General features: G+C 72.5%; 9 protein-coding genes. 2 read left to right on the top strand and 7 right to left on the bottom strand.

Translation table 11 applies throughout. From position 1 onward, the window contains the following. Positions 1-16: 16 nt before the first annotated feature. Complete coding sequence (gene pulA / locus AB0E67_RS07910) at positions 17-5,329, top strand: pullulanase-type alpha-1,6-glucosidase (RefSeq protein ID WP_362022413.1); 5,313 nt, start codon at positions 17-19, stop codon at positions 5,327-5,329. Positions 5,330-5,518: 189 nt separating this feature from the next. Beyond that, positions 5,519-7,555, top strand: coding sequence for an NB-ARC domain-containing protein (locus AB0E67_RS07905; protein WP_362022410.1), 2,037 nt, complete (start codon positions 5,519-5,521; stop codon positions 7,553-7,555). Positions 7,556-7,663: 108 nt separating this feature from the next. Here AB0E67_RS07905 and AB0E67_RS07900 read toward each other — a convergent pair whose 3' ends face one another. From AB0E67_RS07900 to glnII, 7 genes are all read right to left on the bottom strand, one after another. Continuing rightward, entirely contained in the window at positions 7,664-8,428 is a 765-nt protein-coding gene (locus tag AB0E67_RS07900) for a TetR/AcrR family transcriptional regulator (protein WP_362022407.1), read from the bottom strand. Positions 8,429-8,573: 145 nt separating this feature from the next. After that, positions 8,574-9,656, bottom strand: coding sequence for a PDR/VanB family oxidoreductase (locus AB0E67_RS07895; protein WP_362022404.1), 1,083 nt, complete (start codon positions 9,654-9,656; stop codon positions 8,574-8,576). A 2-nt stretch (positions 9,657-9,658) separates the two neighbouring features. Further along, positions 9,659-10,564 carry a metal-dependent hydrolase gene (locus AB0E67_RS07890; RefSeq protein ID WP_362022401.1) on the bottom strand — a complete coding sequence of 302 codons (906 nt, stop codon included), beginning with the start codon at positions 10,562-10,564 and terminating at the stop codon, positions 9,659-9,661. 208 nt (positions 10,565-10,772) lie between these two features. Continuing rightward, complete coding sequence (locus AB0E67_RS07885) at positions 10,773-11,597, bottom strand: hypothetical protein (RefSeq protein WP_362022399.1); 825 nt, start codon at positions 11,595-11,597, stop codon at positions 10,773-10,775. A gap of 134 nt (positions 11,598-11,731) precedes the next feature. Continuing rightward, entirely contained in the window at positions 11,732-12,334 is a 603-nt protein-coding gene (locus tag AB0E67_RS07880) for a winged helix-turn-helix domain-containing protein (RefSeq protein ID WP_362022396.1), read from the bottom strand. Between the two features lie 346 nt (positions 12,335-12,680). Next, positions 12,681-13,592 carry a helix-hairpin-helix domain-containing protein gene (locus AB0E67_RS07875; protein ID WP_362022394.1) on the bottom strand — a complete coding sequence of 304 codons (912 nt, stop codon included), beginning with the start codon at positions 13,590-13,592 and terminating at the stop codon, positions 12,681-12,683. A gap of 186 nt (positions 13,593-13,778) precedes the next feature. Then, positions 13,779-14,813, bottom strand: coding sequence for a glutamine synthetase (gene glnII / locus AB0E67_RS07870; protein WP_351524369.1), 1,035 nt, complete (start codon positions 14,811-14,813; stop codon positions 13,779-13,781). Between the last annotated feature and the right edge of the window lie 155 nt (positions 14,814-14,968).

Here is a 14,968-nt window from a genome sequence, read left to right as displayed (position 1 = left end):
CAAGGAGAATCCGCACGTGTCCCGCTCCCTCCTCGGACGGGGAATCGCGGCCGCGCTCTGCGCCGCGCTCCTCCCGCTCGTCCCGGCGGCCTCCGCCTCCGCCGCACCGGGACCCCCGGCCCCGCCCTCCGACGCCCGGCTGGCCGCCGAACCGGCCCGCCACGACCTGACGCGCGAACAGTTCTACTTCGTCCTGCCCGACCGGTTCGCCAACGGCGACCCCTCCAACGACCGCGGCGGGCTGACCGGTTCACGCCTCCGGACCGGCTACGACCCCACGGACAAGGGCTTCTACCAGGGCGGCGACCTCAAGGGCCTGACCGACCGCCTCGACTACATCAAGGGCCTCGGCACCACCGCCATCTGGCTCGCCCCGATCTTCAAGAACCGCCCCGTCCAGGGCACCGGCAAGGACGCCTCCGCCGGTTACCACGGCTACTGGATCACCGACTTCACCCAGGTCGACCCGCACTTCGGCACCAACTCCGACCTGTCGAAGCTGATCGACAGGGCCCACGCCAAGGGCATGAAGGTCTTCTTCGACGTCATCACCAACCACACCGCGGACACCGTCGACTACGCCGAGAAGACCTACGGCTACCGGCCGAAGGGCGCCTACCCGTACCTGGACAGGGACGGCCGCCCGTTCGACGACGCCGAGGGCCTCGCGAAGGTGGACGCGGACTCGTTCCCGTACACGCCCGAGAACACCGGGAACAAGGTCCCGTCCTGGCTCAACGACCCGACGATGTACCACAACCGCGGCGATTCGACCTTCGCCGGCGAGTCCGCCACCTACGGCGACTTCGCCGGGCTGGACGACCTGTGGACCGAGCGGCCCGAGGTCGTCTCCGGCATGGAGAAGATCTACGAGAAGTGGGTCAGGGACTTCGACATCGACGGCTTCCGGATCGACACCGTCAAACACGTCGCCCTGGACTTCTGGACCCAGTGGGCCACGGCCCTGGACGCCTACGCGGCCGAGCGCGGCCGTGCGGACTTCTTCATGTTCGGCGAGGTCTACTCCGCCGACACCGCCGTCACCTCGCCCTACGTCACCCGGGGCCGGCTCGACGCGACGCTCGACTTCCCCTTCCAGGAAGCGGCACGCCAGTACGCCTCGCAGGGCGCCCCGGCCGCGAAGCTCGCGGCGGTGTTCGCCGACGACTACCGCTACACCACCGACAAGGCCAACGCCTACGAGCAGGTCACCTTCCTCGGCAACCACGACATGGGCCGCATCGGGACGTTCCTCAGGCAGGACAACCCGAAGGCCGACGACGCGGAACTCGTCCGGCGCGCGGAGCTCGCCAACGAGCTGATGTTCCTCGGCCGGGGAAACCCCGTCGTCTACTACGGCGACGAACAGGGCTTCACCGGAGCGGGCGGCGACAAGGACGCCCGCCAGACCCTGTTCGCCTCGAAGACCGCCGACTACCTCGACGACGACCGGATCGGCACCGACCGCACCCACGCCGACGACGCGTACGATCCGAGCCACCCGCTGTACCGGAGCATCGCCGCGCTCTCCGAACTGACCAGGAAGAACCCGGCACTGCGCGACGGTGTCCAGACCGAGCGGTACGCGCAGGGCTCCGTCCACGCCTTCTCCCGCACGGACCCCGGGAAGCCGAACGAGTACCTCGTGGCCACCAACAACGCCACCGTCCCGCGCACCGTCGAGTTTCCCACCGCATCGCCCGACATGAACTTCCGTACGCTGTACGGAGGTTCGGGGACGGTCCGCAGCGGCGCCGACAAGAAGATCACGGTCACCGTGCCCGCCCTCTCCAGCCTCGTGCTGCGCGCCGAGAAGCCGATGGCCGACCCCGCCACGAGGCCCTCGATCACCCTGAAGGCGCCCGCCGCCGGAGCCACCGGCACCGTGGAGCTCTCCGCCGACGTCGACGGCGGACAGCTGAACCGCGTCGTCTTCGCCGCCCAGACCGGCAACGGCAAGTGGGTCACCCTCGGTTCCGCCGACCACGCCCCGTACAAGGTCACCCAGCACCTGGACGGCAAGGCGGCGGCCGGAACACCGCTGCGCTACAAGGCGGTCGTCGTCGACCGCGCAGGCCGCACCGCGAGCGCCCTCGCCGTGACCACCGCCGGACAGGCCCCCGCCGAGACGAAGCCCGTGGCCGTCCAGCGCGACCACGCCGTGGTCCACTACCGGCGCGCGGACGGCGACTACGACGGCTGGAAGCTCAGGTCCGGCGACGCGACGGCCGGCTTCGTCGGGCGCGACGCGTACGGAGCCTTCGCCTGGCTCAAGCCCGACCAGGACGCGTCCACCCTCGCGTACACCGTCGAGAAGGACGGCACCGTCGACGGGCCGCGGCGCACCGTCGACCTCGCGAAGACCGGAGAGGTCTGGATCGAGCAGGGCGAGGACGGCCAGGCCGACACGGCACCCGACGGCGCCTACCCGCCGCAGGACACCACCAAGGCCGTACTGCACTACTACCGGCCCGACGGCGACTACGACGGCTGGGGGCTGCACACCTGGACCGGTGCCAAGGACCCCACCGACTGGGCCAAGCCGCTCCAGCCGGTGAAGAAGGACGCCTCCGGCGCCACCTTCGAGGTACCGCTCACCGACGGTGCCACCTCGCTCGGCTACATCCTGCACAAGGGCGACGAGAAGGACCTCCCCGGCGACCAGTCGCTCGACATCGCCACCTACGGGCACGAGGTCTGGATGCTCGGCGCCACCCCCGGCTACCTGCTGCCCCAGGCCGGCGGCGTACCCGCGCCCGACCTCGGCAAGGCCGAGGCGCAGTGGATCGACGCCGACACCGTCGTATGGAAGGTGAAGGCCACCGAGGCCACCAGCCAGCAGCTCGTCCACGCACCGAGCGGCTCCCTCTCCGTCGTCGACGGGGCGCTCTCCGACGAGGGCCAGTGGCTGCGGCTCACCCCCTCCGCGCTGACCGACGCGCAGAAGGCCGCGCACCCGAACCTCAAGGACCACCCGGCGTTCACCGTCGACGTCCGGGACCGGGACCGGGTCCGTGACGCGCTGCGCGGCCAGCTGATCGCCACCCAGCGCGCCGCCGACGGCGCCCTGCTCGCGGCCACCGGCGTCCAGACCGCGGGCGTGCTCGACGACCTGTACGGGAAGCACGCGGCCGGCGCCCCGCTCGGCCCGGTGTTCGACCACGGCCGCCCCACCCTGTCCGTGTGGGCGCCCACCGCCCGTACCGTCGCCCTCGAACTCGACGGCCGCACCGTCCCCATGCGCCGAGACGACCGCACCGGCGTCTGGTCCGTCACGGGCACGAAGAAGTGGACGGGCAAGCCCTACCGCTACGTGGTCGACGTCTGGGCGCCCACCGTCGGGAAGTTCGTCACCAACAAGGTCACCGACCCCTACTCCACCGCCCTGACCACCGACTCCGTCCACAGCCTCGTCGTCGACCTCGACGACCCGCGGCTCGCGCCCGAGGGCTGGAGCGGGCTGAGGAAGCCCGCCGCCGTCCCGCTGCGCGAGGCCCGGATCCAGGAACTGCACATCCGCGACTTCTCGATCGCGGACCGCACCTCGACACACCCCGGCCAGTACCTCGCCTTCACCGACACCCGCTCCGACGGCATGAAGCACCTCAAGAGGCTCGCCGACGCCGGAACCAACTACGTCCACCTGCTGCCCGCCTTCGACATCGGAACCATCCCCGAGAAGAGGTCCGACCGCACCGAACCCGCCTGCGACCTGTCGGTGTACGCCCCCGACTCCACCGAGCAGCAGGCGTGCGTGGCCGCGGCCGCCGCCCGCGACGGCTTCAACTGGGGCTACGACCCGCTGCACTACACCGTCCCGGAGGGCTCCTACGCCTCCGACCCGGACGGCCCCCGGCGCACCGTCGAGTTCCGCCGGATGGTGCAGGGACTCAACGGCGCGGGCCTGCGCAGCGTCATGGACGTCGTCTACAACCACACCGTCGCCGCCGGCCAGGACGACAAGTCCGTGCTCGACCGGATCGTGCCCGGCTACTACCAGCGGCTGCTGGACGACGGCACCGTCGCCACCTCCACCTGCTGCGCGGGCACCGCGCCCGAGCACACCATGATGGGCCGGCTCGTCGTCGACTCGGTCGTCACCTGGGCCCGGCAGTACAAGGTCGACGGCTTCCGCTTCGACCTGATGGGCCACCACCCCAGGTCCAACATCCTCGCCGTCCGCAAGGCGCTGGACGCGCTGACCGTGGCGAAGGACGGCGTCGACGGGAAGAAGATCGTCCTGTACGGGGAGGGATGGAACTTCGGCGAGGTCGCCGACGACGCCCGGTTCGTCCAGGCCACGCAGAAGAACATGGCCGGCACCGGCATCGCCACCTTCTCCGACCGCGCCCGCGACGCCGTGCGCGGCGGCGGCCCCTTCGACGAGGACCCGGGCGTGCAGGGCTTCGCCAGCGGTCTGTACACCGACCCCAACACCTCACCGGCCAACGGCACGAAGGCCGAGCAGAGGGCCCGGCTGCTGCACTACCAGGACCTGATCAAGGTCGGCCTGACCGGCGGCCTCGCCGACTACACCTTCACCGACTCCTCGGGCCGTGCCGTCAGAGGCTCGGAGGTCGACTACAACGGCGCTCCCGCCGGATACGCGGCCGCCCCCGGCGACGCCCTCGCCTACGTCGACGCGCACGACAACGAGTCGCTGTACGACGCGCTCGCCTTCAAGCTCCCGGCGGGCACGAAGGCGGCGGACCGGGCCCGCGCGCAGGTCCTCGCGATGGCGACGGCCGCCCTCTCGCAGGGCCCCTCGCTCTCCCAGGCGGGCACCGACCTGCTGCGCTCCAAGTCCCTGGACCGCAACTCGTACGACAGTGGCGACTGGTTCAACGCCCTGCACTGGGACTGCCGCGACGGCAACGGCTTCGGCCGCGGACTGCCCCCGGCCGCCGACAACGCGTCCAAGTGGTCCTACGCCCGGCCGCTGCTGGCCGACGCCGCGCTGCGGCCGGGGTGCGCGCAGATCGAGGGCGCCTCGGCCGCCTACCGCGACCTGCTGACCATCCGCGCCACGGAACGGGACTTCGGCCTCGCCACCGCCGCGCGGGTGCGGTCCGCCCTGTCCTTCCCGCTCTCCGGGAAGGACGAGACGCCGGGCGTGATCACCATGCGCCTCGGCAGGCTGCTCGTCGTCTTCAACGCCACCCCCGGCACCACGACGCAGACGGTCACGGCGCTGGCGGGGAAACGGTTCGCCCTGCACCCTGTCCAGGCGAAAGGCGCCGATCCTACCGTCAAGAAGTCGACGTATGAGCAAAGTTCAGGAAGTTTCACCGTTCCGGGACGCACGGTGGCGGTGTTCGCCCAGAACTGAGCCGCGACAGTACTAGGTTGGGCACCAGGCAGCCGTCGGCGAGTGCCGCACCTGAGCACCCTCCGGCACGCCCTTCCCACCCCCGGCCGGTCCCGGCCCCTTCTCCGGTACCCCAGGTCCCTCCCATGCCTGGGGCGTACGGACCAGGGGCCGGAGCCGGTCGGTCCACCTGTTTCAGTGACGGTGACCATGGCGAGCGACATCCCCGAGGAGACGACGAGCTTTGTCGGACGGAAAGCGGAACTGGCCGGGCTCGAACGCACCGTCGCCGCTCACCGGCTGACCACCCTCACCGGAAGCGGAGGCGTCGGCAAGACCAGGCTCGCCGCCCGCGCCGCACGACAGGCGGCCTCCGCGTACCGCGACGGGGCCCGCTGGGCGGACCTGTCCCCGCTGCACGACGACAGCCTGCTCATCGCGACCGTCTCCGACGCGGTCGGGCTCTCCGACCACACCCTGCGCATGCCCATCGACGCGCTGTGCGAATGGCTCGCCGACAAGGAACTGCTGCTGGTCCTCGACTCCTGCGAACACCTGCTCCCGGCCAGCGCGCACCTGCTCGGCGAGGTCCTCACCACCTCGCCCGGCCTCACCGTGCTGGCCACCAGCAGGCAGCCGCTCGGTCTACGGGGCGAACGGCTCGTCGAGGTCGAGCCGCTGCCGGTCGAGGGCGCGGGCGACGCACTGACCCTGTTCCGGGACCGGGCCGTGACCGCGGCCCCCGGACTCACCCTCCACGCACCCGCCGACACCGCGGCCGCCGCCGAGATCTGCCGCCGTCTCGAAGGCATTCCGCTCGCCATCGAACTCGCGGCCGGGGCCCTCGGCGGGGAGAGCGTCGAGCAGGTAGCCGCCCGGATCCGCACCCGCTTCGACGTGCCGGACGACGACACGGTCCTGCCGCCGCGCCACCGCACCCTGCGCACCGCCATCGGCTGGAGCCATGAACTGTGCACCCCTCTGGAGCGGCTGCTCTGGGCGCGGCTGACCGTCCTGCGCGGCGACTTCGACGAGGCCACCGCCCGCGAGGTCTGCGCCGACGGACCGCTCACCGCGGACGGGGTCACCGCGGCGCTGAACGGCCTGGTCGCCAAGTCCGTCGTCCGACGGGACGGCGCACGCCACCGGATGCTCGACACCATCCGCGAGTACGGGCGGATGTGGCTCGCCGAACTGGGCGAGGAGCGGGCCGCCGCCGACCGGCACGCCGCCTGCTTCCTCGGTCTGGCCCGCCGGGCCCACGCGGGCTGGACCGGTGACGACCAGATCATCTGGTACCACCGCATCGCCGAGACGCACGCCGACCTGTGCGCGGCCCTCGACCATCTGCTGGTCCACGACACCGCGGCCGCCCAGGAGATGGCGGGCCGGATCGGCTTCTTCTGGTGCTGCTGCGGCCATCTGCCGCAGACCCGCGACTACGCGCGGCGCGCCCTGGACGCCGGCCCGGAACAGGGCCCGCACCGCACCCGTGCCCTGTGGGTGCTGGGCATGACCGTCATGCTCCAGGGCGACTACCCGGCCGCCCGCCGCCTGGGCCGGGAGTGCACCCGGTCCGCGTCCCGGGACGGCACCCACGAGGGCATCCTCGCCGCCGCCTACCTGTGCGGCCTCACCCATCTGATGACCGGCCGCCCCGAGGCGAGCCTGCGCCGGATCGACCAGGTCCTGCGCGTCGCCGACGCCGGGACCCGGCTCGAAGCCGCCTACCGGCTGCGCTGCCGCCTCATCACCGTCTTCGCCCTGACCAGCCTCGGCCGACTGGACGAGGCGGCCGAGGCGGCCCGCAACCTGCGCGCCGTCTGCGAGGCCCAGGACGAGCGCTGGACCCGCAGCTACGTCGACTACCAGCTCGCCCTGATCGCCCTGCTGCGGGGCGACGCCGAGGCGTCCGCCGCCCACGCCCGCGCGATGCTCGCGGGCAAGCACCGCCTGCGCGACCGCTTCGGCATCGCGCTCGGGCTGGACATCCTGGCCGCGGCGATCGCCGCCCAGGGCGCCGGTGCCCGCGCCGCCCGGGTGTACGGCACGGGCCAGGTCTACTGGCGCATGGTCGGCCACCCGCAGCGCGGCACCCCCGAGCTGGGCCCGCTGCGCGAGGCGTGCGAACGCCGGGCCCGCGAGGCCGTCGGCGACGCCGCCTTCCAGCGCGCCTTCGAGCGGGGCCGGGCGGACAACGCGGAGGTCGGTCTGGCGGCGGCGCTCCAAGGCGAACTGCTGATGTAGCGCGCGGGCGCCGGACGCCTGCGTGCCGCGGAACGCCGGGCCGCGAGCCCGTCACGACGTGCCGAGCCGGGGCGCCGGGCCGTCACGGCGTACCGGGCCGCGGGCTCGTCACGGGGCGCCGGTCCGTGGGTCCGTCGCGGTGGGCGCCGGGCGTTGCGCGGGAACGGCCGGTGCGACCGGTACGGCGGGTGCCAGCGCGGAGAGCCGTTCCAGCAGCTCGCCGAACGGCCCGTCCGCCGGCTCCTGCGCGAGCACCCGCAGCACGATGCCCGCCATCTCGGTGTCGTACGCGGCGCTCACCGCGGCCAGCGCCGCGAAGTCGTGCACCAGCTGCGTCTCCAGCTCCTCGCGCGGGACACGCCGTCCGTCCAGCCAGATCAGCGCCGTCGACTCGGCCAGCGAAACCCACGACCGCACGACCAACTCCAGCCGTGCCGGGGGGACCTCGACGCCGAGATGGGCCAGGATCTGCTCGTACGCCGCCTGCCGCACCCCGTCGATCACCGCGTTCGCCGTCGACGAGCCCGCCGCGGGCCCGCCCCGCATCAGGGCCGAGAACCCCGGGCCGTGCTCGTCGACGAAGTCGAAGAACCGCTTCATCACCTGCAACAGCCGTTGACCGAGCGGTCCTTCACGCGGTTCGACGAACCGCGCCGCCAGCTCGTCCGCCGCCCGCCGCAGCGCCGCCTCGTACAGGCTCTGCTTCCCGGGGAAGTAGTGGTAGACCAGGGGGCGCGAGATCCCGGCCGCGGCCGCGATCTCGTCGATCGACACCTCGTCCGGGGCGCGGTGGCTGAACAACTCCAGTGCGACATCGATCAGTTGCCGCCTGCGCTCCTCGACGCCCATCCTGCGCCGCACCCCGGTCGTCATGGTGGACAGCGTACCCAGTGCCGTGACCGGCGGCGTCTGCCCCCGTCGCGGCCGACGCCGCCGGTCACGGCACCGGACGGGGGCTGGTGGGAGGCGGCGGGCCGGTCCGCCGCCGATCCCCGGGGCGACGGCCGGCCCGCTGCCGTCACAGGTCCAGGACCAGCCGTTCTCCCCGGCACCGGGACACGCAGATCAGCATCGAGTCGTCCCGTTCCGAGTCCGTCAGCAGCTCGTCGCGGTGATCGACCTCGCCTTCCAGGACGCTCTGCCGGCACGTACCGCAGAAGCCTTGTTCGCAGGAGTAGGAGACATGCGGGAGTTCCTCGCGCACCGCGGACAGCACCGACCGGTCCGCCGCCACGTGGACCGTGCGGCCGGAGCGGCGCAGTTCGACCTCGAAGGGACCGGAACCGGCCGCCGACGTGCTCGCCGGGGCGAAGCGCTCCAGGTGGAGGGTGCGGCCGGGCGGCAGGGCGGCGGCGACCGCGTCCATCAGGGGCTCGGGGCCGCAGCAGTAGACGGCCGTGCCCTCAGCCGTGTCCGCCAGGGCCCCGGCCGCGTCCGGGTGGCCCGCCTCGTCGGCGGGGACGACCGTCACCCGGCCGCCCCCCGCGCCCAGCTTCTCGATCTCGTCCAGGAACGGCATCGAGGCACGGGACCGTCCGCCGTACAGCAGCCGCCAGTCGGCGCCCGAGGCGGCCACGGACCGCAGCATCGGCAGGATCGGGGTGATGCCGATGCCGCCCGCGACGAAGAGGTACGCGGGGGCGTCGACGAGCGGGAACCGGTTGCGCGGGGCGCGGACCTCCACCTCGTCGCCCGCGCGGAGCCGTTCGTGGACCTCTCGCGAGCCGCCCCGGCCGTCCTCCACCAGGCGCGTCGCGATCGTGTACGTGTCGGCGGCGGCAGGGTCCCCGCACAGCGAGTACTGCCGGACCAGGCCGGAGGGCAGCAGCAGATCGAGGTGCGCGCCGGGCCGCCAGGCCGGCAGACCGGCGCCCTCCAGACGGAGCAGGACCACGCCCTCGGCGGGTGAGGCGCGTTCCGTGATCAGCAGTCGGTGGGTGGTGGTGGAGCGGCGGCCCGAGTGCCCCGACACCGGGGTCTCCAGGGCCGGGAGCGGCCACAGCGGGGAGCGCCGGACGCGGCGGCGCACGGCACGCCGGGCCAGCAGCGCGGCGCCGGTGAGGAGCAGGGCGGTGCGTGCGCGGGGCAGGGGGAGCGGCATGGTCAGTGGCCCCCCGTCGTCCGGGCCTCGGCGGCCGTCGCCGCGGGCGAGTGGGCGAGATAGTCCATCGCCTGGGCCGTGCTGCCCTCCTGCGAGGGGTGGTAGGAGCGGCTCAGATAGCGGGGGACGGAGCGCAGCAGATCACCCGTCGCGGGCAGCGTGCCCTGCCTGCCGCTGACGTAGAACTCCTTGAACGACGCCTTGCCGTCCAGCAGCGTCGGGTCGTTCTCCATGAAGAAGCGCGCGCCGCGCTGCCAGAGGAAGAACAGCGCGGAGAAGCACGTCGCCCAGGTCCGCACCCGCCGCCGGTAGCCGCCGTCGACATGCATGAACAGGTCGAACGCGACCGAGCGGTGCTCGACCTCCTCCGCGCCGTGCCAGCGCAGCAGGTCCAGCATCGTCGGATCGGAGCCGCGCCGGTCCAGCTCCTCGGCGTTCAGCACCCAGTCGCCCAGGAACGCGGTGTAGTGCTCGATCGCCGCGATCATCGCCACCCGCTCCATCAGCCACCACTTCCGGGCCCGGCCCGGCGGCAGTGTCCGGTCGCCCAGGAGCTTCTCGAAGAACCAGTCGATCTGCGCGGTGTACGGCGTGGGGTCCAGACCGAGCCGCTTCAGGTGGGGCAGCACGTCGTCGTGGGCCTGCGAGTGCACGGCCTCCTGTCCGATGAACCCGAGGACGTCCTGGCGCAACCGCTCGTCGTGGATGTACGGCAGGACCTGCCGGTACACGTGGACGAACCAGCGTTCCCCGGCGGGCAGCAGCAGATGCAGCACGTTGATGGTGTGCGTGGTGAACGGGTCGCCCGGTACCCAGTGCAGGGGTGTCTCGTCCCAGGCGAAGGAGACCTTGCGGGCCTTGAGCGGCGTCCGCTCCGACGCGACCGGCGCCGGCTGCGTATTAGACATGACGTCAATGTACTGACGGGTACGTCGATGTGACAGGGGTCGTACGACGATTTCCTCGCGGTGCCCGGACACCGGGCCGGTGCGGAGCGCCCGTACGGACCGGGTGCCGGCAGAGGGGTTCATGCGGGCCGGGCCTGCGCGCGGACACGGAGCCGGTGCGCGCGGCCCTGCCCCGCGGGCGGTGGCCGCAGTTCCCGCTGTCAGGAGTTCACCGGCCGCTCCTCGTGCGAAGCGACGCATCCGGATCCACGGCCCGTTCGTCCGCGGGGCCGGGGACGCGCGGGCGTGCGGGGGAGGTGTCGCGCTCCTGGTCGTGGCCCGGCGGACCCAGCAGCGCCCCGCACACCAGCAGCGCCGCCACGGCCGCCATCGCCGCCTTCGTGTACTGGTGGCGGCGCGGCAGGTCCGGGGGGCGGACGTGGAGCGCACAGGGGTCGAACTCCGGGGAATCGAGCAGCCGGTGAGGCGTCGGCACACCGTCCGCCTCGGCGAGCGCCGCGTGCGGGTCCGCCACCCCGGCGGTGGTGAGCACCCGTCGCACCCGGGTGTCGGGCAGCCGTTCCAGGCCGCGCAGGACGCAGGCGGCGCGCCCCGCGCCGGAGAGCTCCGACAGGGCGTGCTCCAGGGCGAGTTCGTCCGATCCCCCCGAGTGCGGCACCAGCCGCAGCCCCCACACCTGCGGCAACGACGCCGCCGTCCGGAGGCGGTGCCACGGCCGTTCCGCCTCCAGCGCCGCGCGCACCACCAGCCCCCGGGCGCACGTGTGGAGCGGATCCTCCGGCACCATCGGATCGCCGGGCAGGTGCGGCGACGGGACCCCGGAGCGGTCCGCGTCCGCCGTCCGGTGCGCCGACAGCAGGGCGCGCTGGGCGAGGGCGTGCGCCGTCAGCACCCGCCGATGACGGCCGAGCGACCGCGGCAGCACCAGATATCCCAGCCGGGCCAGCCGCGGGTAGTGCTCGACGAGCGCGGCCCCGGCCCGCCCCGCGTCGGCCCGGGCGTCCGTGGAAGGTATCTCGGGCAGTGGGCGCACGTTCAGCAGAACGAACGGATCGTGCGATGGTCACTCCGCTCGACCGTTCCCGGCCCGGGGCCATCGGCCCGGGCCGTCCCGGTCCGGTGGACACCCGGACCGGGACGGCCCCGTGCGCGGTCCCGCTCCCGGTCTCAGGGGGCGTACTTGTACCCGACGCGCCGCACCGTCTGGATCGAACGCCGGTGCTCGGCGCCCAGCTTGCGGCGCAGCCGGGCGATGTGGACGTCCACGGTGCGCCCGTCGCCCACGTGCCCGTAGCCCCAGACCGTGGTCACCAAGTGGTCGCGGGTGTGCACCCGGTGCGGATGCGCGACGAGATGGGCGAGCAGCTCGAACTCCAGAAAGGTGAGGTCGAGCGACCTCCCGCCCACCGTCGCGGTGCGCTGCGAAGGATCGACGCGTACCGGACCCGCGGCCGGTTCGTCCACCGGCGACGGCACCACGTACCGGGCCGCGGCGGTCGCGGCCGGCGGCTGCTGATCGGCCGGTACGAGCACCAGGTAACCGACCATCGGCGGCCGGCCCGGCAGCGCCGGGACGGTGTGCTGGGGCGCCGGCAGCCAGGTGGCGTCCGGCGGCAGGAACTCCGCCACATCGGCCAGCTGCACGACCTCGTCGGGATCGACGGCGCGCAGCCGTTGGCGGTTGGGGGAGAGGGAACGGGCGGAGGAGGCGGCGGCATTGGCCGCCGACGGTGCCGCGGTGGCGGCGGACAGGGTACGGCTGTTCTTCATGAGGTCAGCTCTTTCGCGCGAAGGAGTCGTCGACGGACGGACTTTGCTTGCGCGCGGACCGAAGGCCGCGGTGAGCGGTTTTAGAGGGCCTGCGCGTTCGACGCGCGGCAACACACCCTGTCGAAGTCGTGGTGCTGACGGGAAGGCCAGAACGGTTCGAGGTCGCTGCGACCCGTCGAGGTGTACTGGATACCGGCCATGGCCCCATTCAACCAGAGAACGCGACGACGCAGCAGGCGTCCGCCACCCGTCCGTACCGGCCCCGGTGTTGGATTCCTCACTCCCGGCCACGGATCCGACACTCCGACGCCGGCCCGACGGCCCCGGCCTCCCCGTATACCCCGCGTCACCCCACGAGGCGCTTGCGCCAGTCCAGCGGGAACAGCTCGATCGCCCGGTCCGGCGAACCGTCCCACTTCACCGTCAGCCCCGCTCCCTCCAGCGCCGCCGCCACCTCACGGCCGACCGCGGTGGTCGTCTCCTCCGACTCGTCGAACCCGCCGTAGTACAGCGAGAGTCCCTGCCCCGCCGCCGCGCTCTCGGTGCACTGGAGATGGAAGAAGACGAAGCCGCGCGCGTCCTCGTGCCCGGCGTCGTATATCTCGCCGAGCCCGCACGCACGGCAGCAGGAGAAGTGCTCCCGTGCCGTGATCCCGCGCTCGTCCAGCGCGGCGAACGCCCGTTCCAGCCGGTCCGCGTCGGTCAGGTCCGACCACCCCCGCTGCTCCTCGACCCGCTCCAGCCACAGCCGCTCCACCAATCGCTGTGCCTGCGCCCCGGTCACCGGACTCACCCCGTCCTCCACGAGGTACTCCTCCGCCGCCTCGGCGAGCTCGTCCACCGTGCCGTAACCGCAGCGGAGCAGCACCCGCACCCGCTCCTCCAACTGCTCCCGGATCTCCGCGGGCAGCTCGGGAACGGGCTCCTCCTCCGGCATTCCGGCGCTCTCCCACGCCATGCCCGCGTCCCACTCCGGCTCCTCGCGCGCCCAACGGGCCATCAGCTCGGCGACCCGCTCCGGCGAGCCGATCATCGTCCGGCAGTGTGTGGCGGGGCCGCCGGAGCGGTGCTCCAGCTGGTAGTCGCCGCCGTGCTCGTGCCACACCTGCACGTAGGTGCCCGGGATGTCGGGTATGCGCTGCACCACCAGGAAGTGGTCGTCCTCGCCGCCGATCCGGTGCACGAGGTCGCTCAGCGCCTGTTCCGAAACGCGGGTGTGGTTCTGCCGGTTCTCGGTCTCCACCTTGATGTCGAGCATGCGCCCACCCTGACACACGCCACTGACAACGAGCCGGGAACGGCCGGAGGGCGAGCACCGGGAACGAGCAGGGGGCGAGCGCGGGCGAAGACCGGGGCCGGTGCGGGAACGAACGGACCGGGCGGCGGAAAGGTGCGGCCGACGACGGCCCGCCGGGCTCGGGGGAGGCGGCGGGCCGTGCTGGGATCAGACCTGGCCGGCCTTCTCCAGCGCGGTGCAGCAGGTGTCGACGATCAGCCGCGTGACGACGTACGGGTCGACGTTGGCGTTCGGCCGGCGGTCCTCGATGTAGCCCTTGCGGTCGCGCTCGACCTGCCACGGGATGCGGACCGAGGCGCCGCGGTCCGAGACGCCGTAGCTGTACTCGTTCCACGGGGCGGTCTCGTGCAGACCGGTCAGACGGTCGTCGATGCCCGCGCCGTAGTTCTTCACGTGGTCCATCGGCTTCGAGCCCTCGCCCATCGACTCGCACGCGGTGATGATCGCCTCGTAGCCCTCGCGCATCGCCCTCGTGGAGAAGTTGGTGTGCGCGCCCGCGCCGTTCCAGTCGCCCTTGACCGGCTTCGGGTCCAGGGTCGCGGACACGTCGAAGTCCTCGGCGGTGCGGTACAGCAGCCAGCGGGCGACCCACAGCTGGTCGGAGACCTCCAGCGGGGACAGCGGACCGACCTGGAACTCCCACTGGCCGGGCATCACCTCGGCGTTGATGCCGGAGATGCCGAGCCCCGCCCGCAGGCAGTTGTCGAGGTGCTTCTCGACGATGTCGCGGCCGAAGATCTCGTCGGCGCCGACGCCGCAGTAGTAGCCGCCCTGCGCGGCGGGGAAACCGCCCTCGGGGAAGCCGAGCGGACGGTGGCCGTCGAAGAAGGTGTACTCCTGCTCGATACCGAAGATCGGCTCCTGACCGGCGAACCGCTCGGCCACCTCGCGCAGCGAGGCGCGGGTGTTCGAGGTGTGCGGCGTCAGGTCGATGTCGAGGACCTCGCACAGGACGAGGATGTCGTCGCCGCCCCGGATCGGGTCCGGACACGAGAACACCGGCTTGAGCACCAGGTCGGAGGAGCGTCCCTCGGCCTGGTGGGTGCTGGAGCCGTCGAAGCCCCAGAGCGGCAGCTCCGCCACCTCCCGCGAGGCGCCCGCGGCCATGATCTTCGTCTTGGAGCGGAGCTTGGCGGTCGGCTCGGTGCCGTCGATCCAGATGTACTCGGCCTTGAACGTCACGGAAGCCATCCTTTGCGGGTCCTGCGGTGGTGCGGTCGGGTTTCTGCCGTCCTCAGAGTCGCAAGCCGCGATTTCCCGTCCGTTGCCCGTATGTGAACCCGGTGTTACCGAAAGAGCCCGATGGCGCCGCGACAATCGGGTGTTACCTGGGTAAT

The organism is Streptomyces sp. NPDC032161, from assembly GCF_040636995.1.
Taxonomy (GTDB): domain Bacteria; phylum Actinomycetota; class Actinomycetes; order Streptomycetales; family Streptomycetaceae; genus Streptomyces.
Note: the sequence above shows the minus strand (reverse complement) of the source record. Positions and strands in the feature narration are given on the sequence as shown.